The 25161-nt window shown below is 58.4% G+C and carries 22 protein-coding genes; 10 read left to right on the top strand and 12 right to left on the bottom strand.

The genetic code is table 11. From position 1 onward, the window contains the following. Window positions 1-6 precede the first annotated feature (6 nt). The 5 genes from ACZ9XP_RS03125 to ACZ9XP_RS03105 form a co-directional block, all read right to left on the bottom strand. Window positions 7-1134, bottom strand: a complete 1128-nt coding sequence (locus ACZ9XP_RS03125) for a glycosyltransferase (protein ID WP_465187970.1) — start codon at window positions 1132-1134, stop codon at window positions 7-9. A gap of 14 nt (window positions 1135-1148) precedes the next feature. Continuing rightward, window positions 1149-2477, bottom strand: coding sequence for a lipopolysaccharide biosynthesis protein (locus ACZ9XP_RS03120; protein ID WP_465187969.1), 1329 nt, complete (start codon window positions 2475-2477; stop codon window positions 1149-1151). A gap of 98 nt (window positions 2478-2575) precedes the next feature. After that, window positions 2576-3898, bottom strand: coding sequence for a UDP-glucose dehydrogenase family protein (locus tag ACZ9XP_RS03115; protein ID WP_465187968.1), 1323 nt, complete (start codon window positions 3896-3898; stop codon window positions 2576-2578). Window positions 3899-3947: 49 nt separating this feature from the next. After that, complete coding sequence (locus tag ACZ9XP_RS03110; RefSeq protein WP_465187967.1) at window positions 3948-5300, bottom strand: undecaprenyl-phosphate glucose phosphotransferase; 1353 nt, start codon at window positions 5298-5300, stop codon at window positions 3948-3950. Window positions 5301-5635: 335 nt separating this feature from the next. After that, on the bottom strand, window positions 5636-6415 hold the full coding sequence (locus ACZ9XP_RS03105) for an IclR family transcriptional regulator (protein ID WP_465187966.1): 780 nt from the start codon (window positions 6413-6415) through the stop codon (window positions 5636-5638). A 147-nt stretch (window positions 6416-6562) separates the two neighbouring features. Between ACZ9XP_RS03105 and ACZ9XP_RS03100 the strand changes: the two genes are divergently transcribed. The 3 genes from ACZ9XP_RS03100 to galE all read left to right on the top strand — a co-directional run bounded on the left by ACZ9XP_RS03100 (window position 6563) and on the right by galE (window position 10276). Beyond that, on the top strand, window positions 6563-7102 hold the full coding sequence (locus tag ACZ9XP_RS03100; protein WP_465187965.1) for a VOC family protein: 540 nt from the start codon (window positions 6563-6565) through the stop codon (window positions 7100-7102). Window positions 7103-7176: 74 nt separating this feature from the next. Beyond that, window positions 7177-9138: an acetoacetate--CoA ligase gene (locus tag ACZ9XP_RS03095; RefSeq protein ID WP_465187964.1), complete on the top strand. Its 1962-nt coding sequence runs from the start codon at window positions 7177-7179 to the stop codon at window positions 9136-9138. Window positions 9139-9265: 127 nt separating this feature from the next. After that, complete coding sequence (gene galE / locus ACZ9XP_RS03090) at window positions 9266-10276, top strand: UDP-glucose 4-epimerase GalE (RefSeq protein WP_465188081.1); 1011 nt, start codon at window positions 9266-9268, stop codon at window positions 10274-10276. 61 nt (window positions 10277-10337) lie between these two features. Here the strand turns inward: galE and ACZ9XP_RS03085 are convergent, their stop codons facing one another. The 4 genes from ACZ9XP_RS03085 to cysS all read right to left on the bottom strand — a co-directional run bounded on the left by ACZ9XP_RS03085 (window position 10338) and on the right by cysS (window position 14935). Beyond that, a complete protein-coding gene (locus tag ACZ9XP_RS03085; RefSeq protein WP_465187963.1) occupies window positions 10338-11987 on the bottom strand; it encodes an ArnT family glycosyltransferase in 1650 nt (549 codons plus the stop codon). 124 nt (window positions 11988-12111) lie between these two features. After that, the gene (locus ACZ9XP_RS03080) at window positions 12112-13056 is read right to left on the bottom strand and encodes a hypothetical protein (protein WP_465187962.1); all 945 of its coding nucleotides are present in this window, start codon (window positions 13054-13056) and stop codon (window positions 12112-12114) included. Between the two features lie 151 nt (window positions 13057-13207). Further along, complete coding sequence (rpmE, locus tag ACZ9XP_RS03075; RefSeq protein ID WP_147685672.1) at window positions 13208-13423, bottom strand: 50S ribosomal protein L31; 216 nt, start codon at window positions 13421-13423, stop codon at window positions 13208-13210. Window positions 13424-13561: 138 nt separating this feature from the next. Next, entirely contained in the window at window positions 13562-14935 is a 1374-nt protein-coding gene (cysS, locus tag ACZ9XP_RS03070; protein ID WP_147685670.1) for a cysteine--tRNA ligase, read from the bottom strand. 131 nt (window positions 14936-15066) lie between these two features. Here cysS and ACZ9XP_RS03065 point away from each other — a divergent pair, with 131 nt between their 5' ends. The 7 genes from ACZ9XP_RS03065 (at window position 15067) to ACZ9XP_RS03035 (ending at window position 22762) form a co-directional block, all read left to right on the top strand. Beyond that, window positions 15067-16845 carry an ABC transporter ATP-binding protein/permease gene (locus tag ACZ9XP_RS03065; protein ID WP_206211269.1) on the top strand — a complete coding sequence of 593 codons (1779 nt, stop codon included), beginning with the start codon at window positions 15067-15069 and terminating at the stop codon, window positions 16843-16845. A gap of 158 nt (window positions 16846-17003) precedes the next feature. Beyond that, window positions 17004-18389: an FAD-linked oxidase C-terminal domain-containing protein gene (locus ACZ9XP_RS03060; protein ID WP_147685668.1), complete on the top strand. Its 1386-nt coding sequence runs from the start codon at window positions 17004-17006 to the stop codon at window positions 18387-18389. Between the two features lies 1 nt (window position 18390). After that, window positions 18391-19554, top strand: coding sequence for a GGDEF domain-containing protein (locus ACZ9XP_RS03055; protein WP_147685666.1), 1164 nt, complete (start codon window positions 18391-18393; stop codon window positions 19552-19554). A 63-nt stretch (window positions 19555-19617) separates the two neighbouring features. Next, window positions 19618-20013, top strand: a complete 396-nt coding sequence (gene arfB / locus ACZ9XP_RS03050; RefSeq protein ID WP_147685664.1) for an alternative ribosome rescue aminoacyl-tRNA hydrolase ArfB — start codon at window positions 19618-19620, stop codon at window positions 20011-20013. An 88-nt stretch (window positions 20014-20101) separates the two neighbouring features. Further along, window positions 20102-20962: a flagellar motor stator protein MotA gene (gene motA, locus ACZ9XP_RS03045; RefSeq protein WP_147685662.1), complete on the top strand. Its 861-nt coding sequence runs from the start codon at window positions 20102-20104 to the stop codon at window positions 20960-20962. Window positions 20963-21079: 117 nt separating this feature from the next. Beyond that, window positions 21080-21733 carry an HD domain-containing protein gene (locus ACZ9XP_RS03040; RefSeq protein WP_147685660.1) on the top strand — a complete coding sequence of 218 codons (654 nt, stop codon included), beginning with the start codon at window positions 21080-21082 and terminating at the stop codon, window positions 21731-21733. Window positions 21734-21847: 114 nt separating this feature from the next. Then, window positions 21848-22762: a glutaminase gene (locus ACZ9XP_RS03035; protein ID WP_147685657.1), complete on the top strand. Its 915-nt coding sequence runs from the start codon at window positions 21848-21850 to the stop codon at window positions 22760-22762. A 55-nt stretch (window positions 22763-22817) separates the two neighbouring features. On the opposite strand, the gene ACZ9XP_RS03030 is transcribed toward ACZ9XP_RS03035, so the two are convergent. The 3 genes from ACZ9XP_RS03030 to fliR all read right to left on the bottom strand — a co-directional run bounded on the left by ACZ9XP_RS03030 (window position 22818) and on the right by fliR (window position 25160). Next, window positions 22818-23495, bottom strand: a complete 678-nt coding sequence (locus tag ACZ9XP_RS03030) for a substrate-binding periplasmic protein (protein WP_465187961.1) — start codon at window positions 23493-23495, stop codon at window positions 22818-22820. An 83-nt stretch (window positions 23496-23578) separates the two neighbouring features. After that, a complete protein-coding gene (locus ACZ9XP_RS03025; RefSeq protein ID WP_147685652.1) occupies window positions 23579-24304 on the bottom strand; it encodes a YebC/PmpR family DNA-binding transcriptional regulator in 726 nt (241 codons plus the stop codon). A gap of 79 nt (window positions 24305-24383) precedes the next feature. Beyond that, a complete protein-coding gene (gene fliR / locus ACZ9XP_RS03020; protein ID WP_147685650.1) occupies window positions 24384-25160 on the bottom strand; it encodes a flagellar biosynthetic protein FliR in 777 nt (258 codons plus the stop codon). Between the last annotated feature and the right edge of the window lies 1 nt (window position 25161).

Here is a 25161-nt window from a genome sequence, read left to right as displayed (position 1 = left end):
AAAATTTTAGCTTAGCAAAAGATAAGTTTGATATTCAGCCGCCAATGATATAGAAGAATCAAAACAGGGGTTTACATATTGAGCTGGCTTTTCTTTCAAAATATAGCAAACTTTATTTGCAAAATCTTGTTCGAAGTTATCTGAAAAGTTGATCAAAAATTCAGATTCTACGACTTCAGGAATCCCCCCCACATTTGAAGCAATGACATTACAGCCACACATTAACGCTTCAATTGCGGAGATACATAGAGCCTCATTACGACTCGGGATAACTAGTATATCAATACCAGCATAAAAATTTGGCATATCACTTGGTAAAAGCTTACCTAGCATCTCAACTTCAATACCTTCATCCTTAAATTCAGCTTCTAGTTTATTTCTTAAGTTGCCATCTCCAGCTATCTTGAACTTTACATTTTGTGTTAGTTTTTGTACTTCGATAAAAATTCTTGGCAAGAAATCAGCCCCCTTTACATGAAAAAGATTACCTGCATAACCAACGATAGGTGAATCATTTTTCACACGATTTCTAAAAAACTTGTCTTTATTTACACCGTTATAACTAATTGCGTAATTCGTATTTGCATAACCTAAATCTCTTGCTGCTGCTAACAAACCATGGCTCACAAAGAAATTAAGTGTAGCTGCATGCATTGCTTGTAGAGTCAGACGTTTAAGTTGCTTATTTTTTTTTGGCTCAGTATGAACATCGCTTCCGTGATAAAAATTAAAGCAGCATCTTAGATGAGTACGCATAAAATATGCATAGATACATGAAGTTACACCCCAATGGGCAACTAAATTAACTGTTTCATTTTTTACATTGACGACATTAATGACTCTTCGAATTTTTTCTGATTCTTTTCTTAGCATGTAGCCCAATAAAAATGGTAACTTACTAGCTAGGACTGCAAAAAGGCCACGCCTAATCACAACTGGCCTCACTTCAATATCGCCACAAAAAAAGGTATTTTTGGCTAAATTTATTTTCTTAAAAAATAAGCGCTTAATTAACGCAACAATGAAAGAATCAACGTACGAAATATTCAAAACCATATCTGGCGCATAGTAACAGACTCGACTATCAACTGCATTGAAAAGTCCTGTTTTCCATTTATCGTCGATATCAACCAAAAACACGAGCATAATTAAATCACCACATTCAGCAATAAAATTAAAGATGATGCAACAACAACAACAGATAAAGGCCTAAAGAAGCCAAAATACTCACCGACAAAAACATATTTCCCCAGCAAGTAATAGCACTGGAAAAAATTCACCGTAAATGATGCCGTTAGTGCCCAGCAAAGTACAAACAAATCACCCAAAATGATCGCCAGCACAATTGCACTTACGTTAGTAACGAAAGAAAATACCGTGGCCAAAAACATTAAATCTGGCCGGTTGGCCGCCTGAAAAAAGCCACCGCTTGAGCTCAGTACGATTTGTATCGGCACGGTTATAGCTAATATTTTAAGCAATTCGCCTACATCCCCCCATTGATTGCCAAGCAACAGCCAAACAATCAAATCGGCGGCAAAATACAGCCCCAAGCCCGCCATACCACCCACTATTGCCAAGTAAGTAATGAACTTATTGTGCAGGGCGACAAATTTGCTTTTGTCGTGATTTAGCTCCTTTAATACGGGTTGTATGGCGGGTGCCATAGCAAAGGTAAGCAGCATTAGTGGATAGCGCATTAGCTGGTAGGCTTTGTCGTATAGGCCAAGACTGGTTGCGCCAAAATATTTGCCCACTAACAGGTTGTCTAGGTTACGTGAAAAGTAAACCATCACGTTCGACATAAATTGGTAAACCGAAAATCTAAACAAAGGTTTCACTTGTGTAAACTCAAAAGATACCCTGGCAAGCCCTACTTCGGTTTTACGGCTGCCGTGCCAAAGCGCAATGAATTTCACTATGGAAACAGTTAGTGGCTTGAAAGCTAGCAGTAACACGGTGTCAAAGTGCTGCAAATTCAGCAAGGCCAATAGTACCGTTAGCGAGGTCAGCTCAGCAATAATTTCAGCCTTTGCTATGTGCAAGAATTTTTTTTCCCGTGTGTAAGCGGCGGTTGGCACTATCGAACAAGCATTAAAAATAATCGATAGCGCAACCGGTATTACTAAATATTGGTAAGCACTGTAGTTGTAAAACCAAGCAATGGCGGGCGAGAACAACAAAAAAGCCACAGACACCGTAAGACCAATGACTAGGGTAAAACCAAATACCCCGTTACGCATGTGCTCGCTGATGTATTTTTCGTTCACCAATGCCGGAACTAAGCCAATTTCGCTAAACAGGGCAAAAAATAGCGCAAAGACTTGAACAACTGAAAAAATACCAAATTGTTCAGGTGTAAAAATGCGGGCCAGCACCACCATCGATACCACCTGCATTAAATACAGGCTGTATTTCCCGCCCATGCTTTTTGCTAATGCATTGCGTAGCTTTACTCCATGTGAGACGGTAGTCATTTAATTAACTCGGGCATTTGGATAAAACCACATCGATCATATTTAAAAATAATATTAACTGTATTACCATGCTTGATTCACAGGCAATCGTCATAAAATTAAATTCGGCCAATCGACCAATAAACAAACCCTTTCTTTTTCATGCGAGTTGGTTCAAATAGGTTACGGCCATCAAATATTACCGCTTCACTAAGCTGCTCTTTAATCAATGAAAAATCAGGCGCTTTGAAGTTTTGCCATTCGGTACAAATTATTAAAGCATTAGCGCCATTAAGTGCCGATTCTTTTGTGCCCATTAGGGTTAAATCTGGGCGTGAGCCATAGATGCGCTGGGTTTCTTCCATGGCTTCCGGGTCGTAGGCTTGTACGCGGGCGCCGGCTGCCCATAGCTGTTCCATCAATACACGGCTGGATGCTTCGCGCATGTCGTCGGTATTGGGTTTGAATGCCAGGCCCCACAGCGCAAAGGTTTTGCCGCTCAGGTCACTGCCAAAATGCTGGGTAATGTATTCAAACAGCTTGCGCTTCTGGCGGTGGTTTACCGCCTCTACCGCCTGTAGCAGCTGCGGCTGGTAGTCTATGCTCTCGGCAGTGCGCACCAGTGCCTGCACGTCTTTCGGGAAGCACGAACCACCATAGCCGCAGCCGGGGTAGATAAAGTGGTAGCCAATGCGCACGTCCGAGCCTATGCCTTTGCGTACCGCCTCGATATCTGCCCCTACCCGCTCGGCAATATTGGCCATTTCGTTCATAAAGCTGATTTTGGTGGCCAGCATGCAGTTGGCCGCATACTTGGTGAGCTCGGCGCTGCGCACGTCCATTACGATAATGCGTTCGTGGTTGCGGTTAAACGGCTCGTACAGCTCGCGCATTACCGCTACGGCGTCGGCATTGTCGGTGCCGATAATGATGCGGTCTGGCCGCTTGCAGTCGCTTACTGCCGCACCTTCTTTCAGGAATTCCGGGTTCGATACCACGGTAAAGCCAAGCGGGCTGCCGCGCTGGGCCAGTATGCCCTGCACGTGCTGGCTTACTTTGTCGGCGGTGCCTACTGGCACGGTGGACTTGTTCACGATCACTTTATTGCTGGCCATGTGCTGCGCCACGGTGCCGGCTACAGCCAGCACGTATTTCAGGTCGGCGGAGCCGTCTTCGTCTGGCGGGGTGCCTACGGCAATAAAGATCAGGTCGGCAAACTGCACGCCTTCTTCTGCGCTGGTGGTAAAGCGCAGGCGGCCCTGGGCGTGGTTGTCTTGCACCAGCGGGGTCAGGCCCGGCTCATAGATGGGGATAATGCCTTTGTTCAGGTTATCGATCTTGACCTGGTCTACATCTACGCAGCACACATGGTGGCCAGCATCGGCCAGTACAGCAGCTTGCACCAGGCCTACATAGCCGGTGCCAAATACGGTTACGTTCATGATTAATTGCTCTTTATATCGATAAATTTGCCGGCTTGCCTTGTGCGCTTTAGTAAGCGTTTTTGTTCACAAAGCCCTTGAATACGGTAAGAAACACAATACGCAGATCCAGCCATACCGACCAGTGCTCCAGGTAGTGCAGGTCGTATTCCACGCGCCATTTCATTTTGTCTATGGTGTCGGTTTCGCCGCGCAGGCCGTTTACCTGCGCCCAGCCGGTTATGCCGGGCTTCATCTTGTGGCGCAGCATGTAGTTGGGAATCAGCTCTTTGTAGTAATGGTTGTGCTGTATGGCGTGCGGGCGCGGGCCCACTATGCTCATGCGGCCTTGCAACACATTAATGAACTGCGGCAGCTCGTCCAGGCTGGTGCGGCGCAAAAAAGCACCCAGCGGGGTAATGCGGGCGTCGTTTTTGGTGGCCTGGGTCACCTTGTCATGCTCCTGGTGCACCGCCATGCTGCGGAACTTGTACACCACGATTTCTTCGCCGCCCCAGCCGTGGCGCTTCTGGCGAAAGATCACCGGGCCGGGCGAGGTCAGCTTTACCGCCACCGCAATGCCCAGCATCAGCGGGCTGATCATCAGCAGGATGATGCTGGCCAGCACGTAGTCTTCTATCTGCTTGATAACGCGGTTAATGCCGCCCAGGGCGCTGCCGCTGATATCCAGCATGGGCACACCCATGATGAAGGTGACGCCGTGGTTGATCATGCGGTAGGTCAGCAGGTCTGGCACCACGCGGATATCGGCGGCGCTGTGTTTTAGCGCTTCCAGCACGTCGGGGATGATGGAGGCTTCGTGCGCGGGCAGGTTGATCCACACTTCGTCGTAGGTGGCGTCGCTGGCTAGCTGGGTAATGCGGGCCAGGTCGTTGGCGCTGACCTGGCGCGTGACTTTAAAGCCACTCCACGATGCCTCGCGGGCGCGCTTGGCCAGGTCGTTGCTCATGGGGCCTTTGCCTATCAGCAACACTTCGCGGGTATTGACCCCGCGGCGGTGCAGCCAGCGCAGGCCCTGCATCACCAGGGTACGCTGCAGCAGCAGCAGCGGCAGCATGCCGGCTATCCAAGTACCTACAAAGATGCGCGAATACGCCTCGGAGCTCTTGCTGAAAAACAGCCAGGACAGCAGCAGACCCACGGTAATGACCCAGGCCAGTACCACGCGGCCATACATAGCCTGCCACGAGCCGCCACGGAAAGACTGGTACACCAGCGACGAGCACAGCATGGCCAGCAGGCTGGTGGCCACAATCAGGCTGTCGTAGCCCAGGGGCAGGCTACTGCCGCCAAAACGCAGCCAGGCCGCCAGCTCGGCGGCCTGCCACACGGTAAGGGCATCCAGTAACAGAATGATGTTGCTAACGATGGCAGAGCCCTGTTTTAGGCGGCCGGTTTTCATGGGTTGCATCCTGCAGTAAACATACCGCCGCGGTGGGGTAACGCGGCGCGGTATTTCGATGGTTGGCTTTGCGATTTACGCTGCCATTGTTTCATCGATATTTTACAGCAATCGTACAACTTTCATGAATGCCAAGCGGTTTTTTTTATACTTAATCTTATAGGATAAGATATGCCGCAACCACATATCAGCATCTAAGCTATTGATTACAAAAAAAATAGCCACACAGGGCGGCTATGACAGCATATGTTATTAAAATGACTGTTTAAAATTAGTATCCAATTGTGGGTGTTTTTGTTTCGATTAGGTGTTGATGCTGCACCACAGCAATACCACTACCCCCCTGCTGCCGCATGAAAACCCAGGCTGCGTGATATCGCTGCTGCGCAAGCAGCCAGCTGCTGCGCCAGTGGCCCACCCCATGCCGGGTCAAAATCTGCGGCCGGGCCCAGCGTGGTGATGGCCAGCGCCAGCTGGCCGCCGCTGTCGAATACCGGCGCCGATAGCGCATTGATGCCGGGCAGCGGGTAGCCCACAGCACGGGCCATGCCTTGCTGGCGTACCTGGGCCAGCATGGCGGGCAGGTCTGGCTGCTGGCCGGCAGGCTGCTGTGCCAGCTCGCGCGCTATCACATCGCGCGTAAGCTCGGTGGGTAACCAGGCGGCAAATACGCGGCCGGTGGCGGAATCCAGCACCGACATCACGCTGCCGGTGCGCATATTGATGTGCACGATGCGGTTGCACTCCACGATGCGTACCACGGTGGGGCCGTGGTTCCCCCACACGGCCAGCGCTACGTTCTGGTTGATGTCGAGCGCCAGGCGCGTGGCGGCATCGCTGGCTATTTTTACCGCATCCAGCCCGTGCAGGGCGGTCAGGCCCATTTGCAGGGCAAAGCTGCCCAGGCGGTAGTGGCCGGTAACGCTGTCTTGCTCTACCAGCCCCAGCTTGCCAAAGCTCACCAGGTAGGGGTGGGCCTTGGCTGGCGGCATGCCGGCGCTGCGCGCCAGGTCTTTCAGCATCATGGGGGTGGCCGCCCGCACCAGGGCCTGCAGCAGGCTGCCGCCTACCTCAATGGATTGAATGCCACGGCGGGGGTCTTTTTCTGCGTCCATAACGATAAGAGAAGATGAATGTGGCCACAGTGTAGCATTGCTGCCTTGCGATACTAGTTCGTTAATATCAAATATATTGAGCAATATCTAACAATGCAGTATGGTGCTGGCCATGCAGCCACCGCTGCCCCGCACAAGGAGACACCCATGCTGATTCAGAAAATCCACCACGTGGCCTACCGCTGCAAAGACGCCAAAGAAACCGTGGAATGGTACGTAAAGCACCTGGACATGAAGTTCGTGCTGGCCATTGCCGAAAACGAAGTGCCGTCCACCAAGCAGCCAGACCCGTACATGCACGTGTTTCTGGACGCTGGCCAGGGCAATATCCTGGCGTTTTTCGAGCTGCCAAACAGCCCGGAAATGGGCCGCGATGCCAACACCCCGGCCTGGGTGCAGCACCTGGCGCTGCAGGTAGACAGCATGGACACCCTGCTGGCCACCAAGGCACGGCTGGAGGCGGCAGGCATCAAGGTGCTCGGCCCCACCAACCACACCATTTTCCACAGCATTTATTTCTTCGACCCCAACGGCCACCGCCTGGAGCTGGCCTGCAATACCGGCACGCCCAAAATGATGCAGATGCTGGACGAGGTGAAATGGGACATGCTCAACGAGTGGGCGGCCACACGCAAAGCACCACAACACGCCCGCTGGATGCACGATGGCAGCTACCAGGAAGACTGAGCCTGTTACGTTAACGTAAGTCGTCGTACACTAGCCATACCGCCGGAATAACACGACAAAGAGGAGACCCACCCATGCACGCACCGGATACCCCCATCTGGCAGCCCGCCCCGGGCCGCGCCGCCGCCACCCATCTGGCCGCCTTCAGCAAGCTGATGTCCACAGTAGACGGCCAACCCTATGCCGACTACGCCAGCCTGTGGCAGGCCAGCGTAGACCGGCCAGACCGGTTCTGGAGTCAGGTGTGGGACTACAGCGGCGTGCTGGGTGACAAAGGCAGCATCGCCCTGCAGCAGCACGGCACCATGCGCGAGGCGCGGTTTTTCCCCGAGGCCGCGCTGAACTACGCCGAAAACATGCTGCGCCGCAAAGACGATGCGCTGGCAGTTACCTTCTGGGGCGAAGACCAGGTCAAGCGCGAGCTAAGCTGGTGGGAGCTGAACGACCTGGTATCGCGCCTGCAGCAAGCCATGAAAGAGCACGGCGTCCAGTGTGGCGACCGCATTGCTGGCTACATGCCCAATATGCCGGAAACCCTGGCCGCCATGCTGGCCGCCACCAGCTTGGGCGCAGTGTGGACCAGCTGCTCGCCGGATTTCGGCACCGATGGCGCCATCGACCGCTTTGGCCAGACCGCGCCGCGCATCCTGTTCTGCCCGGATGGCTACTGGTACAACGGCAAGCAGGTGCATATTCTGGACAAGCTGCGGGTGATTGCCGCCGGCCTGCCATCGGTAGAAAAAATCGTGGTAGTGCCCTACCTGGGCGACACCGACGCCTTTGCGGCCAACCTCCCGCAGGCCAGCACGCTGGATGCTTTCCTGCAGGGTTTTGTGGCACGCGAGCTGGTGTTTACCCGTGTGCCGTTTAACCACCCGCTGTTCATCCTGTATTCCAGCGGCACCACCGGCAAACCCAAGTGTATCGTGCACGGCCACGGTGGCACCTTGCTGCAGCACCTGAAAGAACACCAGCTGCATGCCGACATTCACGCAGGTGACCGCCTGTTCTACTTCACCACCTGCGGCTGGATGATGTGGAACTGGCTGGTATCCGGCCTGGGTAGCGGCGCTACGCTCATGCTGTACGACGGCTCGCCGTTTGCCAAAGGCGGGCATGTCCTGTGGGAATACGCCCAGGCTTACCGCTGCACCCACTTTGGCACCTCGGCCAAGTACATCGATGGCCTGAAAAAGATCGACCTGCAACCCCGCCTGCACTACGACCTGGCCTGCCTGCGCGCCGTGTTCTCCACCGGCTCGCCACTGGTGGCAGAAAGCTTCGACTGGGCCTACGACGCCATCAAGGCCGACATGAACCTGGCGTCCATTTCTGGCGGCACCGATATTGTGTCGTGCTTTGCACTGGGCTGCGCTGCGCTGCCGGTATACCGCGGCGAGCTGCAGTGCCGTGGCCTGGGTATGGCGGTAGAAATACGCAACGACCACGGCAAGCCGGTACAGGGCGAAAAAGGCGAGCTGGTGTGCACCAAGCCCTTCCCTTCCATGCCTATCGGCTTCTGGGGCGATGATAGCGGCGAAAAATACCGCAAGGCTTACTTCGACCGATTCGCGGATGTGTGGTGCCACGGCGACTACGCCGAGCTCACCGCACACGATGGCATGGTGATTTACGGCCGCTCGGACGCAGTACTGAACCCCGGCGGCGTGCGTATCGGCACGGCAGAGATCTACCGCCAGGTAGAAACTTTTGCCCAGGTCATGGAAAGCATCGTGGTGGGCCAGCGCTGGCAGGACGACGAGCGCGTGGTGCTGTTTGTGAAGCTGCGCGACGGCCAGGCGCTGGATACCGCTCTGGTAACGGCCATCAAGGACAAGATCAAAAACGGCGCCAGCCCGCGCCACGTACCGGCCAAGATCATTGCCGTGGCCGACATCCCCAAAACCATCAGCGGCAAGATTGTAGAGCTGGCGGTGAAAAACGTGATTCACGACGAGCCGGTAAACAACCTGAGCGCTCTGGCGAACCCGGAAGCACTGCAGCTGTTTGCCAAGCTGCCCGAGCTGCAAAGCTAGCACTTACCGTGCGGCCAACCCAGGTTGGCCGCAACAGCGTAAACAACAAGGCCACCGCATGCGGTGGCCTTGTTCATGATTGAAGCATGAAGTGTTAACATCGTGCCAAATCGATAAATCGGAGTTCATCATGATTCTGGTCACTGGCGGGGCTGGCTATATCGGCTCGCATACTTGCCTGCAGCTCCTGGCAGCAGGCCACGAACTGGTTGTGCTGGATAACCTCAGCAATAGCCAACCCGAAGCACTGCAACGCGTGCAAAAGCTGGCCGGGCGCCAGCTGCAGCTGGTAGAGGGGGATATCCGCGACGAAACCATCCTGGATGCTGTCTTCCGCTACCCCATCACTGCCGTGATTCATTTTGCCGGCCTGAAGGCGGTGGGCGAATCGGTCGCCGAGCCACTGCGCTATTACGACAATAACGTGGCTGGCACGCTTTCCCTGCTGAAAGCCATGAAAAAACACGGCTGCCAGACGCTGGTTTTCAGCTCGTCGGCCACGGTATACGGCGACCCGGCCAGCGTGCCCATTCGCGAGCATTTCCCGCTATCGGCCACCAACCCTTATGGCCGCAGCAAGCTGATGATAGAAGACATGCTGCGCGACCTGTCACACGCCGAGCCAGACTGGCGCATTGCCATCCTGCGTTACTTTAACCCGGTGGGTGCACACGAAAGTGGCCAGATCGGCGAAAACCCCAACGGTATCCCCAATAACCTGATGCCCTTCATTACGCAGGTGGCCGTGGGTAAACGCGCGCAACTCAGCGTATTCGGTAACGACTACGCCACCCACGACGGCACCGGCGTGCGTGACTATATTCATGTGGTAGATCTGGCACGCGGCCACCTGTGCGCTCTGGACAAGCTGCAACAACAGGCCGGCTTGCTCACCGTCAACCTGGGCACTGGGCAGGGTTATTCGGTGCTGGACATGGTGAAAGCATTCGAACAGGCCAGTGGCCGCAGCATTGCTTACACCATCACCCCGCGCCGCCCTGGCGATGTCGCCGCCTGCTACGCCGACCCGGCGCAAGCAGAACAGCTGCTGGGCTGGCGCGCAGAAAAAACCCTGGCAGACATGTGCGCCGACAGCTGGCGCTGGCAAAGCCAGAACCCGGATGGCTATAGCAGCTAAACCGCAGGTATAAAGACAAGGCCACCGCATGCGGTGGCCTTGTTGTTTGGCAGTGCTGCGTTTAGTGCCCCACGGGCGAACGCTGCAGCAGGTAGTACACCTCGTGTTTGTCACGCGGGCGACCACCCTGCCAGCGCAGCTGCCAGCCCGCTATCTGCGGCGGGTGATCCTTGTCGCCCACTACCAGCTGTAGCGTGCACGGCACGGCCTGCCCTGCCGCTAGCGGCTTCAGCCGCAGCTGGGCGTAATACTGCCAGCTCACGCGCGCCATCATCTGGCGCTCGTCGATAGCAACGCATTTATCCCCCGCCGGCATGGCTTTCATCATGCCGGCCACTACCGGCTGGTAGCTCTTGGCGGCATCCAGAAACGGCAGCCACAGGGTGAGCAGCAGGCCCCACAACAGCGATAAGCCGGCAGCCCAGTTGGTAATGGCCTGGCGGCCACGCAGGTGGCGGCGCGTGACCGCCCACACCCACACGGCCGATGCCAGTAGCGCCAGCAGCACCGCCAGCAGCGATACCTGTGGCGTGTAATAGGGGCTAAAGTACTCGGCCCGTGCGGCCAACCTGGCCGGCCAGCCAAAGTTCATGGCCGCCCAGCCCAGCCACACCAGCACGGCAAAGAAGCCAAAAGCCATCAGGCCAAACCAGTTCAGGAAAGCCGCGGCACCACGGCGCAGGCTGTCCAGCTCTACCGCGGCCAGCACCGCCAGCGGCAGCAGTAGCGGCATGGCGTCTTCGGTATGGGTGTTGTTGGAGAAAGTCAGCAGCAACAGCAGCACCGCAAAGCTCAGCAACGGCAGCTGCAGCATGGGCAGCTCGTAACGGCGGTTTTTCCATAGCGCCCAGGCGGCCAATGGCCAGGCGGGCCAGGCGTACCACAGCACCAGCTTGGGGTAATAGCCGATTTCGTGAAACAGACCGATACCGCCAAAGCCATGTAGCGGCCCCAGCGCATAGGCCTGCCACCATTGCTGAAACACCAGCGGGTAGTTTTTATACAGTGCCCACGGCCATACCATCAGTAGCGGCAGGGCAAACAGCAGGGCCATAACCAGGGTGATGGCGTAGCGCTTGTTGCGCCAGCTGGCAAAGGCAGGCAGCAGCAGCGCCACGCTCCACACCAGTATCAGCTGCAGCAGGTTGGTAGACAAAAACACCACCACACTGGCAGCCCCCAGCAGCGCGCCCGCCAGCGCAGAGGCACGCCAGCTCAGCACCATGGCGTACAAGGCCGCAGAAAAGCCGGCAAACCCGGCTACGACGGGGTTCATTTCGTGCCCGGTAACAATCAGGCCCAGGCAGCCGATCAGGATCATGACCACACTGCGGCCATGGCGGCGGCCAATCAGCTCGCGCCCTACCCCGCCGGCAAAAGCCAGCGCCACGGCCATGAATAGCGGCGTGGCTAGCCGCGCGGCGTCGTGCAGGGGCAGTAGCCACGGCGACAGCAAGCGCGCCAGACCGGCGGCGACCCAGTAGTACAGCGGCGAGTTTTCCAGATAGGGCTGGCCGTCTATGGCGGGCAGCAGCCAATGGCCGCCGGCCACAAAGCTCTGCACCACGGCGGTGACATAGGGCTCGTCCGGTTTCCAGGGGGTATGCCCCAGAATGCCGGGCCACAGCCAGACAAAGCACAGCAGCAAGAGTACCCAGGGTTTTTCGGTAGGCCGGGCGGCAACCTGGCTCTGCGCGGAATAAGTCAGCATGCGCGGAAATGACCAAGAGAAAGTAAGCCGACATTGTAGTGATAATCGCCGCCCGCACCTAGCAGGCAAAACAAACGCCACGCAGCAAGCCGCGTGGCGTGGGCAGGCAAACCGGCTGGCCGGGCTAGCCTAGCTGGCCGCGTAAGCGCAGGCCCAGGCGGGCAATGGCGATTTTCAGGTCGATACGGCGCTTTTGCAGCGAATTGCGCAGCTTGTTACGGCGGCGCTGGCGTTTGTGCTCGGGTGCGGCCTGCAGGCGTTTCAGCTCGTCTTCGCGCCAGTCATGCTGGGCGCACGCGGCCGCCAGCTGCGGCACCGATAGCCCTGGCGGCTGCGCGGCAAAGAAACTGGCCAGGTACAGCGGCGCTTCGTAGCTGTAGTTCCAGTAGTGGTGCAGCGCGGTATCCAGCGCCACCATCTCGTAGCGGCTGCAGGCCACCAGCGACAGGGCAAACTGCTCTACCCAGTTACGCGGCACGACACGGGTAAACAGGTAATCGCTGACACGGATCACGTCGTCAAAGAAGGCGGTACTGCCAGCCGGCACGCCAATGGCACCCGCGTTCCACATCAGCAGGCGCGAGGTATCGGCAATGCCCAGCTGCTGCAGCTGCGCCTGTTTTTGCTGTACGTAACGGTGGTAATCGGGGAAGAATGCTGGCGAAAACGCGCCCTCGGCCACGTGCATGCAGCACAGCGGCGCCTGGCCAGCGTCGCCGCGCAGGCGGCTGAAGATATCGTCGGGCAGGTGCAGCCAGCGGGTGTCGCAGTCTACATACAGCAACGGGCCATCCAGCTCGGTGCTGGCGCGGCGCAGTACGTTCAGCTTGATACGGTGCACGTAGTCGAACGTGCCACGGAATGCGGCCAACTCGGCGCGCTGCAGCACGATAGCGCGAATCAGCGGGTGCTGCGGTACTTCGCGGGCATCGTCGGTATACACCACGATACGGATATCATCGCGCTGCTGTTGCAGTAGCAAATGCAGCAGGGTCAGCACCGAGAAACGGGTCTGGTCGTGGTATTTGCGGCTGCCGTGCGACAGGTACACGATATTGACAGGCATCATCTGACAAGCTCGAAAACGTAAACCGGCATAGTGTAGACCATATGACTACGCCCTGTAGCTGGCATTTCAGCCAACACAAGGCCAATACCCATACGGCAGACATGAAAAAAGGCAGCCATGGCTGCCTTTCTGTCCATCTTGCAAGCGTGAATTAGCGCTTGAAGAAGTTGCCGAACTTCTGGTTGAAGCGATCAACGCGACCAGCGGTATCAACGATCTTCTGTTTACCGGTGTAGAACGGGTGGCACTGGGAGCACACTTCAATGTGGAAGGCGTCTTTAGCCATGGTGGACTTGGTGGTGAACTGGTTACCGCAGGAGCAGGTAACGGCTACTTCTTTGTAGTTCGGCTGAATATCGGCTTGCATGGCTTTTCCTTTTAACTCGGGTACAGGGGTTTTGCCTGTACTTCTTCAAAACGCGAGATTATCCAGACTAAAACGGGCATTGGCAAGGAAAAGCTGGCCGCGGCCAACCTTTCCTGCTATAGGCACGGGGTTTTATGCTCAGGCACGGCGCCAGGTGGTGGCACCGGCGCTGTCTTCCAGCACGATACCGGCGGCGGTGAGTTCGTCGCGGATACGGTCGGATTCGGCCCAGTTTTTGGCGGCACGGGCATCCTTGCGCGCCTGGATCAGCGCTTCTACCTGCTCGGCACTCAGGCCGCCCTCGGCGCTATCGCCTTGCAGGAAGGCTTCCGGGTCGCGCTGCAGCAGGCCCAGTACACCGCCCAGGTCTTTCAGCAGGCGTGCCAGCGCCAGGTCTTTGCTCTTGTTCACTTCACCCGCCAGCTCGAACAGTACCGACACCGCTTCGGAGGTACCAAAGTCGTCGTCCATGGCAGCTTTGAAGCGCGCGGCGTACGGGTTGGCCCAGTCGATGCCGGTGCTGGCTGGCAGGTCCAGGCCGCGCAGCGCGGTGTACAGGCGGGTCAAGCCCTGCTTGGCGTCGTTGAGGATGCCGTCGGTAAAGTTGACCGGGCTGCGGTAGTGGCTGCGCACGATAAAGAAGCGGATCACTTCGCCGTCAAAGTGGCCCAGCACGTCGCGGATGGTAAAGAAGTTGCCCAGGCTCTTGGACATCTTGGTGCCATCCACATTGATAAAGCCATTGTGCATCCAGTAGTTCACGTACTGGTGGCCGTGTGCGCCTTCGCTTTGGGCAATTTCGTTTTCGTGGTGCGGGAACTGCAGGTCTTCGCCACCGCCGTGGATATCGAAATGCTCACCCAGGTGGTGGCAGCTCATGGCCGAGCACTCGATGTGCCAGCCAGGGCGGCCGGCGCCCCACGGGCTTTGCCACTGCGGCTCGCCCGGCTTGGCGGCTTTCCACAGCACAAAGTCGAACGGGTCACGTTTGTTCGGGTCTACGTCGATGCGCTCGCCGGCGCGCAGGCTTTCCAGCGTCTTGCCGGACAGCTTGCCGTAGCCTTCAAACTCGCGCACGGCGTAGTACACGTCGCCATTGGGCGCCGGGTAGGCCTTGCCACGGTGAATCAGCTTGCTGATGATGTCCTGCATGCCACCAATATGCTGGGTGGCGCGCGGCTCGAAGGTTGGCCGCAGCAGGCCCAGCGCTTCGGTATCGGCATGCATGTCGGCGATGGTTTCTTCTACCAGCGCCTCGGCGCTGATGCCGCGCTCGGCAGAACGCTTGATGATCTTGTCGTCAATATCGGTAATATTGCGCACATAGGTCACGTCGTAGTTACTGGCCGCAAACCAGCGGTAGATTACGTCAAACGCGGTGAGCATGCGGGCGTGGCCGATATGGCACAGGTCATAGACAGTCATGCCACACACGTACATCTTTACCTGGCCGGGTACGAGCGGTTTGAATTCTTCTTTCTGGCGGGTCAGTGTGTTATAGAGCTTGAGCATGGCGTCTTAGCCTGTATCGGTTATCTAACGAACCGCTATTGTAGCAAAGCCGTCAAGCCCCTAGCGTGTAGCGTGGTCAGCTGCTGGCAGGCCTGGCCGAAACAACAAAACCAAGACAGGAGTAATGCATTGTGAATTGGGGAAGCGAAGTGCTGGCCAGCCTGGTATGGCTGGGGCAGGCCATGGTGATTACGCTGCTGCTGAGCGGCGGCGCGCTGTGGCTGCTGACACGCCACACGCAGTGGGGGCGGCAGTTCTGGCAGCTATCGGGCGACTACTTTCAGCCGCGCAAGCACGGCTGGCGGCCCCTGCTGAGCCTGCTGCTGATTGTGCTGGTCACCCTGGCCGGCGTGCGGCTGAGCGTGCTGTTTTCCAACTGGTACAACGGCATGTACACCGCGCTGCAAAAGCTGGACCAGAAAGCCTTCTGGGCGTCCATGCTGCTGTTTGCGGCGCTGGCTACGGCACACGTTGGCCGCGTACTGTTTGAATACTACCTGCAGCAGGCGTTTGTGATCCGCTGGCGGCAGTGGCTGAACGAACGCTTGCTGGGGCAATGGCTGCAGGGCCAGGCTTACTACCGCAGCCACCATCTGGCTACCCCGGCGGATAACCCGGACCAGCGTATCCAGCAGGACATTACCAGCTTTGTCGGCAGCAGCCTGTCGCTGTCCATGGGCGTGATCGACGCACTGGTGTCTACCTTCGAGTTCACCCTTATCCTGTGGGGGCTGTCGGGTGCCCTGGCCATCTTCGGGGTAGAGATTCCGCGCAGCACGGTGTTCATCGCCTACATCTACGTGATCATTGCCACGGTGTTTGCCTTCCGTATTGGCCGCCCGCTGATCCGCCTGAATTTCCTGAACGAAAAGCTCAATGCCGACTACCGCTACAGCCTGATGCGGGTGCGCGAGTACAGCGAGAACATCGCCTTTTACCGCGGCGAGCAGGTAGAGGGTGCGGGCCTGCGTCAGCGCTTTGGCGAGGTGATCGACAATATCTGGTCGCTGGTTTTCCGGAACCTGAAACTGAGTGGTTTTAACCTCACCGTCAGCCAGACCGGGGTGATTTTCCCTTTCCTGCTACAGGCCAAGCGCTTTTTTGCCAAGGAAATCTCGCTGGGTGACATGGTGCAAACCGCCCAGGCATTTGGCCAACTGCAAACCAACCTGTCGTTCTTTCGCACCTCCTACGACAATTTTGCCGAGTACAAAGCCGTGCTGGACCGCCTGACCGGTTTCCAGGACGCCTGTCAGCAGGCCGTGCTGCTGCCACAAGCCACCAGCAACCACGCCGATAGCGGCCTGTCGCTGCAAGACTTCACCGTACGCCGGCCAGACCAGCAGGTGCTGATCGACCAGCTGCAGCTGTCGCTGCACAGTGGCGATGCGCTGCTGATACGCGGCCCGTCCGGTAGCGGCAAAACCACGCTGCTGCGTGCCATTGCCGGGCTGTGGCCACACTGCGACGGGCAGATTGCCTACCCGCAGCAAGCCGCGCTGTTCTTGTCGCAGCGCCCTTACCTGCCGCTGGGCAGCCTGCGCGACGCGCTAAGCTACCCGCAAGCAGCCATTACCGACAGCGCCCGCATCAGCAGCGTGCTGCAAGCCGTGCAGCTGGGGCAGCTGGCCAGCCGCCTGGACGAAGTGGCCGACTGGAGCCGCATCCTGTCGCTGGGTGAGCAGCAGCGGCTGGCGTTTGGCCGCCTACTGTTGGCCGCACCAAAAGTAGCCTTCCTGGACGAAGCCACCTCGGCCATGGACGAAGGCCTGGAAGACGCGCTGTACCGCCTGGTACGCAGCCAGCTGCCGGACACGGTACTGGTGAGTGTAGGCCACCGCAGCACGCTACTGGCACACCATAGCCACCAGCTGCAGCTACAAGGCGAAGGGCGCTGGCAGCTGCAATAGCCGCCTGTCGCCACGCCATTACATGCCAGCCGGGCGGTTTCGCCTGGCGGGCATGTTTCACAACAGAAACTCGCGCTATCCAGTCTGCGTTATATATAAATACTGTTAAATTATTCATTATGGGTGATAATTTAACCTTGGCTCTATGCGAGAAACCCATGACAAGCCCTTCTTCCCTCGACCCCTTGCTTGCAGCACTCAGCGCCTTGCTGGGCGAGCGCATCTCCACCAGTGATGCAATACGTGCCCACCACGGGCACGATGAATCCTGCCACCCGGACGCCCTCCCGGACGCGGTAGTGTGGCCACACAGCACCGCCGAGGTCAGCGCGATTGCCTGCCTGTGCAGCCAGTACGGCGTGCCGATGATCCCCTATGGTGCCGGCAGCTCGGTAGAGGGCCATACCCTGGCCATCCATGGCGGCATCAGCATTGACCTATCGCAGATGCAGCGCATCGTGGCAGTACACGAAGCCGACCTGACCGCCACGGTAGAGGCCGGGGTAACCCGCATGCAGCTGAACCGTGAGCTGCGCCACAGCGGGCTGTTCTTTCCCATCGACCCCGGTGCCGATGCCACGCTGGGTGGCATGACCGCCACCCGTGCCAGCGGCACCAATGCCGTACGCTACGGGACCATGCGCGAGAACGTGCTGGCACTGACCGCTGTCCTGGCCAGTGGCGAGGTGGTGCACACCGGCACCCGTGCGCGCAAATCCTCCGCCGGCTACGACCTGACCCGCCTGCTGGTAGGGTCGGAAGGCACGCTGGCCATCATTACCGAAGTCACCGTACGCCTGTACGGCATGCCGGAAGCGATGTCGGCTGCCGTGGTGAACTTCGACAGCGTAGCCGGTGCGGTAGACACCGTTATCCAGAGCATCCAGTGCGGCATACCGCTGGCCCGCGCCGAAATGCTGGACGCACTGACCATGCAAGCAGTGAACCGCCACAGCCGTACCGACTACCCCGAACGCCCTACCCTGTTTCTGGAATTCCACGGCACAACCGCCAGCGTGGCCGAACAGGCCGCCATGGTAGGCGAGCTGGCGGCAGCCAACGGCGGCGGCGGCTTTGCCTGGGCCACGCGCGACGAAGAGCGCAACCGCCTGTGGCAAGCCCGCCATAACGCCTACTTTGCCGGTTTGCAGCTGCAGCCTGGGAGCCGCTGCGTGGCCACCGATGTCTGCGTGCCGATTTCGCGGCTAACCGAGTGCATCGAGGCCACCTATGCCGACCTGCACGCACAAGGCATGCAAGCACCGTTGTTCGGCCACGTGGGCGATGGCAACTTCCACCTGATGCTGCTGGTACAACCCGGCGACGAGGCCGCCATGGCACAAGCCAAAGGCGTGAATCACCGCCTGATACAACGGGCACAAGACATGGAAGGTACCTGCACCGGCGAACACGGCATCGGTATCGGCAAACAGCCTTATCTGGCTGCCGAGGCCGGTACGCACGGCCTGACCATGATGCGTGCCATCAAGCAGGCACTGGACCCGGCGCAGCTGCTGAACCCTGGGAAAATCTTCGCACGCTAGCATGAGCATGCAGGACAAGCCCTACCGCATGACGCGTTTTCATACCCGCCGTGATCAGCAAGCCCTGGTAGCCAGGCGCACGGCTGCGTTACTGGTGGGTAGCATTTTCACGCTGATGTTTTGTCTGGAATACGTGCAGAACTACGCCCACTGGCAGAGCATTCTGATCCCGCGTGTTATCGGTATAGCCTGGGCATTGGGTGCGCTCATCATGATGCATGGCCGCCATGCGCGGCAGTGGGGCAATGCATTTCATGTGGGCTGCGGCATGGTCTACCCCATTACCGTGGTGTGGTTTGGCTATGAGCTGAACCGGATTGGCGTGAGCTACCTGGCCATGACCCAGGGTTTTGCCGTGATAGACCTGGTACTGATCGCCACCACCTCGCGCTTCAGCCTGCTATGCCTGGCCTCTATCAGCAACTGGCTCATTGCAATCGCGTCATTGTTGCTATTCGATTTGCCCAGCTTTGCCGTCGCCACCGTCATCGAAAACGTCACCATCAGCATGCTGCTAAGCCTGGCGGTGGGGCGAATCGTGTGCAAACAAGCCCGGCGCCACTACGACAATCTGCGCTTGCTGAAAAAAGCCCGACAACGCGCCGAGCAAGCCATGCGCCAGCTCGCCAGCAGCCACCGCGAAATGCAGCACATGGCCGACCGCGACCTGCTTACCGGCCTATACAACCGGCGTGCAGGCATACGCCACATCAGCCAGCTACTGGAAGAGGCCAGCGGGCAAGGGGAAAAAGCCTTGCTGGAGATCGACCTGGACCGCTTTAAACCCATTAATGACCAGTACGGCCACAAGGCAGGCGATGTCGTCCTGCAGATCACGGCAGAGCGCCTGCTGACCACACTGCAACAGCAGGATGTCTGCTGCCGTTTTGGGGGCGATGAATTCATTGTGGCGCTGTGCCGGGATAGCAGCCAGGCTATCCGCCGCACGATCGATGCACTGGATTACGAGCTAAGCCGCCCCATTGCGCTGCCATCTGGCGTGCTAGTGTCGGTCAGCGCCAGCATTGGCTACTGCGCTATCGATGCCCAAAGCAAGCTGGAGGCCCTGATCGAGCAAGCCGACAATGCCATGTACCTGAAAAAGCGCGAACGCAGCTGCGACCGGCAGCTGCCCTTTGCCGAGCGGCGGCAGCAGCGCATGTAGCGCTAGCCGCCGGTCACGGCAGGCACTACACTGCCGCCAGACTTTTGCCGCAGGAAGAATGACTTGGCCCAGCTCCACCCGGATGACGTGACTTTTACCGCCATACGCGCCCAAGGCGCTGGCGGGCAAAATGTGAACAAGGTCTCGTCTGCTATCCACCTGCGATTTGATATCCGCGCCTCGCGCCTGCCCGACAGCCTGAAAGAAAAGCTATTGGCCAGTAGCGACCAGCGCATCAATAAAGACGGCGTGGTGATCATCAAGGCGCAGCAGTACCGCACGCAGGAGCAAAACCGCCATGATGCACTGCAGCGTCTGCAGGCCATGATCGATGCGGCCAACATCACGATAAAGGCACGCAAGGCCACCAAACCGACCTGGGGCAGCCAGCAGCGCCGGTTGGCAGGCAAATGCAATCGCGGTAGCATCAAGGCCATGCGCGGGAAAGTAGACTACTGACATGTTGCACTGCGGCTGGCAATCCGGCTGCATCTGTCCTTAAATTCACTCACATCCACGCCTTGCACACTTAGGGGAACGCAGGCTCATGAACGTTGGTATCGGTTACGCAATTGCGCTGATTTGCATTTTTGGCGCCTACATCATTCACGGCGGCGACATCATGGTGATTGTCCATGCGCTGCCTACCGAATTGATGGCCATTCTGGGCGGTGCCATTGGTGCCTTTGTGGTGTCCAACCAGGGCAAAACGCTCAAAGCGGTAAAAGGCGCCCTGCCTACGCTGTTCAAAGGCTCGCCTTACACCAAGGCCCGCTATATGGACTTGCTGGGCATGCTGTTCGAGATTCTGGTCAAGATCCGTAAAGAAGGCCTGATGTCGGTAGAAAAAGACATCGAAGACCCGCATAGCAGTGCCGTGTTCTCCAAGTACGAAGCCATTTCCCACGACCACCACGTGATGGACTTCATCACCGACTACCTGCGCATCATGGTGTCCGGCAACCTGAACGCGATGGAAATCGAAAACCTGATGGACATCGAGATCGAAACCCACCACCACGAAGGCCATGCGCCTGCAGCGGCCATTACCCGCCTGGGCGATGCCCTGCCGGCCTTCGGTATCGTGGCGGCGGTGCTGGGTGTGGTGAACACCATGGGTTCGGTGGGCCAGCCCCCGGCTGTACTGGGCGGCATGATCGGCTCGGCACTGGTGGGGACCTTCCTGGGTATTTTGCTGGCCTACGGTATCGTGGCGCCGCTGGGTACCTTGCTGGAGCAAAAGCTGGATGAAAGCTCCAAGGAGTTCCAGTGCATCAAGACCGTGCTGCTGGCCAGCATGCAGGGTTACGCCCCGCAGACTGCCGTCGAGTTTGGCCGCAAGGTGCTGTACTCCACCGAGCGCCCTACCTTCCAGGAGCTGGAAGAAAGCATCAAAGGCAAAAAATAACCCGCTTCATGCCGACAAAAGCGCCCTGCAGGGCGCTTTTGTTTTTTTGGCCACGTGCGCATTGACAGCCTGATGCCAGGCTCTTTAAATGGGCGGCCTTTACCAGAAAGCCGCTCCATGACGCACGATCTGACACACTGGCAAACCCACTGCCGCCAGCTGGCAGCCCGCCACGCCGGCAACGACGGCGCCCACGACCAGGCCCACCTGCAGCGTGTATGGCAAAGCGCCACCCTGTTGCTGGCCCACTACCCGCAAGCCGATGCCTTGGTGGTGATGGCAGCCTGCTACCTGCACGACCTGGTGAACCTGCCCAAGAACCACCCGGAGCGCCACCTGGCCTCACGCCAGGCTGCTGCGCTGGCCTGCCGCGAGCTGGCGGGGGCAGGCTTCCCCGCCGACAAGTTGGCCGCTGTGGGCCACGCTATCGAAGCACACAGCTTTTCTGCCGCCATTGCCCCGCAAACACTGGAAGCACAAATCGTGCAAGACGCGGACCGGCTGGATGCGCTGGGCGCGGTAGGCCTGGCAAGACTGTTTTACACCGCCGGCAAGATGGACAGCCAGCTGGCGCACCCGGCCGACCCGCAGGCAGAACAGCGCCCGCTGGACGACCGCCTGTACGCGCTGGACCACATTACCGTGAAGCTAGCCACCCTGCCCGCCACCATGCAAACCGACGCCGGCCGTGCGCTGGGCGAACAGCGCCTGGCGTGGGTGATGCAATTCCGTGCCACCTTCCTGGCGGAATGGGGCACCACCCCACCCTGAATGCACGCGGGCAGCGCCCGCGGCAGCCTGCGGCCAACCCTGGTGGCAGGTACCGGCAGCAGGGTGGCAAAGACCACCCGCGCCACCTTCTCTACCACAACACCTGTGATAAAAATGGACATTCAGCAACTGATAGACGACATCGCCCGCGATGTGACCCCCTACCTGCCGCTCGGCAAGCCGGCAGACTACATTCCGGCGCTGGCCGGTGAAAGCGCCGAGCAGTTCGCCATGGCGGTTTCCACGCTGGACGGGCAACACTTCCACACCGGCCTGGCAGACAAACGCTTTTCCATTCAGAGCATTTCCAAGGCTTTCATGCTGGCGCATACGCTGGCACAGCACGGCGAACCGATCTGGCAACGGGTAGGCAAAGAGCCCTCTGGCAACCCGTTTAACTCGCTGGTGCAGCTCGAATACGAACAAGGCATTCCGCGCAACCCCTTCATTAATGCCGGCGCGCTGGTGGTCACCGATATCGCCATCAGCCAGCAGGGCGACAGCAGCGCGGCACTGCGCACCTTCCTGCGCGAGGAGAGCGGCGAGCAGGCGCTGGACTTTGACTACGTGATAGCCTCCTCCGAGGCCGAGCACGGCCACCGCAATGCCGCGCTGGCGCACTTCATGAAAAGCTGCGGCAATATCCGCAACCCGGTAGACCAGGTGCTGGCGCACTACTTCCGTGCCTGCAGCCTGCGCATGTCGGTACGCGAGCTGGCCCGCGCCGGCCTGTTTCTGGCCAACCACGGCGCGTCACCGGTCAGCGGCCAGCAACGTCTGAGCCGTAGCCAGGCCAAGCAGGTAAACGCCATCATGCTGACCTGCGGTACCTACGATGCAGCCGGCGAGTTTGCCTACCGTGTGGGCCTGCCGTGCAAGAGCGGCGTGGGTGGCGGCATTCTGGCCATTCTGCCGGGCAAGATGAGCATTGCCGTGTGGAGCCCGGGGCTGGATGCACGTGGCAACTCGCTGGCCGGGTTAGAGGCGCTGGACCGCTTTACCACCCGTAGCGGCGAATCGGTGTTCTGATGAAGGTTGGCCGCATCACCCCTGCGGCCAACCTTTGGCATGGTTCGTTCTACGCCTAATACCGCGCCTGGGCCTCGGCCAGCAAACGGTTCAGGCTGCGGTCCTGCTTCATGCGCCACACTGTCTGGTTGATACGAGTCATCAGCGCCCGCGCCTGCGGGTGCTGGCGCGCAATGGCAAAATGGTTCGGGTCTTGCATGATCGGCAGGCTGACAATACGCAGCTGCTCGATGGGAATGCGCGCCTGGCGGGCGTTGTAGCGGACGGCATGGGCACCACCGGCAATCACCGCGGCGTCCAGCCTGCCCGCTACCAGCATCAGCAGCCGCTGCGCCGGGCCACCGTCCTCATTGATCAGCATGGATGGCATGGCCGCATTGAAGGCCTCGCTGAAACGCGATGCCCGGGTGGTCCCCACCCGCCGCCCGGCCAGGTCGGTAGGATGATGAAAAGCAAAGGGTCGTGAAGCCGCCTGTACCAACACCACCGGGTCGTCCATCACCACACTGGAAAACAGCATCTGCGCTTCGCGTTCCGGCGTACGGGAAAACACCGGGGCCATGATGCCCTTCCCCGCAGCGACCTCCTGGATGGCACGCGCCCATGGCAGGCAGCGCGCCTCGGCCTCGATACCGGCCTGTTTCAAGATAGCCAGCCCCAGCTCCACGCCGTAGCCACGCGGCTGACCGTACTCTGCATAGTGCTTGGGCACCGTGTGGTCGCTGCAGTACATGCGCAGCGCCTCGGCCTGCACGGGCGAGAGCACACAAAAGAAAAAGCCTGCTAGGCAGGCTTGGGTCAGCTTGGTGGCCAAGCTTAGTCGTCCAGTACGGCCGAGGTGTACACCTCTTGCACGTCGTCCAGGTCTTCCAGCGCGTCCAGCAGCTTTTGCATGCGCACGGCGTCGTCGCCAGACAGCACGCTTTCATTTTGCGGACGCATGGTCACTTCGCCCATTTCCGACTTGAAGCCGGCGGCTTCCAGCTCGCCCTTGATGCGGGTGAACTCGTACGGTGGGGTAATCACCTCCAGCGAACCGTCGTCGTTGCTAACCACGTCGTCGGCACCGGCTTCGAGTGCTTTTTCCATCAGCGCGTCTTCGTCGGTACCCGGGGCAAATACCAGGTAGCCGCAGTGGGTAAACTGGAACGCCACGCAGCCGTCGGTGCCCATATTGCCACCGTATTTGGAGAAGGCATGGCGCACGTCGGCCACAGTACGGGTTTTGTTGTCGGTCAGGCAGTCCACCATGACGGCTGCGCCGCCAATGCCATAACCTTCGTAACGGCATTCCAGGTAGTCCACACCTTCCAGCGTGCCGGCACCACGGTCGATGGCGCGCTGGATGTTGTCCTTGGGCATGTTGGCATCCCAGGCCTTATCCACCGCCAGACGCAGGCGCGGGTTGGAATCAATGTCGGCGCCGCCCATTTTGGCAGCAACGGTGATTTCCTTGATCAGACGGGTAAAAATTTTGCCGCGCTTGGCGTCAGCGCGTTCCTTTTTGTGCTTGATATTCGCCCATTTACTGTGGCCAGCCATAAAAGCCTCGGTTTCAGTGTGTTGGCAGCCTGCCACCGGCAAGCCGCAAAAATTTTCAGTGCGGGATTCTAGCAAAAAGCTAGCGCGCCTTCAGCAACGCTGCAATAAAGTCGAAAGACTCGCGGTAAAGCTGCGACAAGGCGGGCTCCATCAGCGGCAGCGACAGGTACAACGCCACAAAGCCAATGAACAGCGTGACGGGAAAGCCGAAAGAGAACACGTTGAACTGTGGCGCCGCGCGGGTCATCACCCCGATCGCCAGGTTCACCACCAATAACGTGCCGACCACCGGCAAGGACAGCCACAGCCCCCACTCAAACAGTTTGCCCCCCCATACGGCCAGGCTGTACAGCGATGCCGCCGGAAACGGCGCCCCCACCGGCATCAGGCGGAAGCTTTCGGTCAGGGTGGCAATCAATACCTGGTGGCCGTCAAAGGTCAGGAAGATCAGGGTGGCAAATACGCTCAGTACGCGCGATACCGCGGGCACCTGGGCGGAGTGTTGCGGGTCGAAAAACATGGCAAAGCCCAGGCCCATCTGGCTACCCATCAGAAAACCGGCCATTTCCACCCCGGTCAGCACGATGCGCATCACCGTGCCGATGACGATGCCGATCAGCAGCTGCTGGATCACGATCAGCGTGCCCTGGGCGGACACCACCGACACTTCGGGCATGGGCGGCAGTACCGGGGCCAGCAGAATGGTCAGGAACATGGCAAAACCCGCCTTGTAGCGGCGCGGTATGCTTTTGGACGACAGCAGCGGGTCGGCCAGCATCAGGCCCACAATGCGGGCAAACGGCCACAGGAAATACGCCAGTAGCGCATTGATCTGGGCATCGCTGAAACTGATCATG

It is taken from the genome of Vogesella perlucida (assembly GCF_979366545.1).
The sequence above is the reverse complement of the archived record's forward strand: the minus strand, read 5'-3'. Positions and strand labels throughout refer to the sequence as shown.

What these genes read in the sequence shown, in the direction of transcription:
- ACZ9XP_RS03120 (WP_465187969.1), bottom strand. Translation starts at nt 2,477, where the DNA reads ATGACTACCGTCTCACATGGAGTAAAGCTACGCAATGCATTAGCAAAA.
- ACZ9XP_RS03115 (WP_465187968.1), bottom strand. Translation starts at nt 3,898, where the DNA reads ATGAACGTAACCGTATTTGGCACCGGCTATGTAGGCCTGGTGCAAGCT.
- ACZ9XP_RS03110 (WP_465187967.1), bottom strand. Translation starts at nt 5,300, where the DNA reads ATGAAAACCGGCCGCCTAAAACAGGGCTCTGCCATCGTTAGCAACATC.
- ACZ9XP_RS03105 (WP_465187966.1), bottom strand. Translation starts at nt 6,415, where the DNA reads ATGGACGCAGAAAAAGACCCCCGCCGTGGCATTCAATCCATTGAGGTA.
- ACZ9XP_RS03100 (WP_465187965.1), top strand. Translation starts at nt 6,563, where the DNA reads ATGCTGATTCAGAAAATCCACCACGTGGCCTACCGCTGCAAAGACGCC.
- ACZ9XP_RS03095 (WP_465187964.1), top strand. Translation starts at nt 7,177, where the DNA reads ATGCACGCACCGGATACCCCCATCTGGCAGCCCGCCCCGGGCCGCGCC.
- ACZ9XP_RS03085 (WP_465187963.1), bottom strand. Translation starts at nt 11,987, where the DNA reads ATGCTGACTTATTCCGCGCAGAGCCAGGTTGCCGCCCGGCCTACCGAA.
- ACZ9XP_RS03080 (WP_465187962.1), bottom strand. Translation starts at nt 13,056, where the DNA reads ATGATGCCTGTCAATATCGTGTACCTGTCGCACGGCAGCCGCAAATAC.
- rpmE (WP_147685672.1), bottom strand. Translation starts at nt 13,423, where the DNA reads ATGCAAGCCGATATTCAGCCGAACTACAAAGAAGTAGCCGTTACCTGC.
- cysS (WP_147685670.1), bottom strand. Translation starts at nt 14,935, where the DNA reads ATGCTCAAGCTCTATAACACACTGACCCGCCAGAAAGAAGAATTCAAA.
- ACZ9XP_RS03060 (WP_147685668.1), top strand. Translation starts at nt 17,004, where the DNA reads ATGACAAGCCCTTCTTCCCTCGACCCCTTGCTTGCAGCACTCAGCGCC.
- ACZ9XP_RS03055 (WP_147685666.1), top strand. Translation starts at nt 18,391, where the DNA reads ATGAGCATGCAGGACAAGCCCTACCGCATGACGCGTTTTCATACCCGC.
- motA (WP_147685662.1), top strand. Translation starts at nt 20,102, where the DNA reads ATGAACGTTGGTATCGGTTACGCAATTGCGCTGATTTGCATTTTTGGC.
- ACZ9XP_RS03040 (WP_147685660.1), top strand. Translation starts at nt 21,080, where the DNA reads ATGACGCACGATCTGACACACTGGCAAACCCACTGCCGCCAGCTGGCA.
- ACZ9XP_RS03035 (WP_147685657.1), top strand. Translation starts at nt 21,848, where the DNA reads ATGGACATTCAGCAACTGATAGACGACATCGCCCGCGATGTGACCCCC.
- ACZ9XP_RS03030 (WP_465187961.1), bottom strand. Translation starts at nt 23,495, where the DNA reads ATGTACTGCAGCGACCACACGGTGCCCAAGCACTATGCAGAGTACGGT.
- ACZ9XP_RS03025 (WP_147685652.1), bottom strand. Translation starts at nt 24,304, where the DNA reads ATGGCTGGCCACAGTAAATGGGCGAATATCAAGCACAAAAAGGAACGC.
- fliR (WP_147685650.1), bottom strand. Translation starts at nt 25,160, where the DNA reads ATGATCAGTTTCAGCGATGCCCAGATCAATGCGCTACTGGCGTATTTC.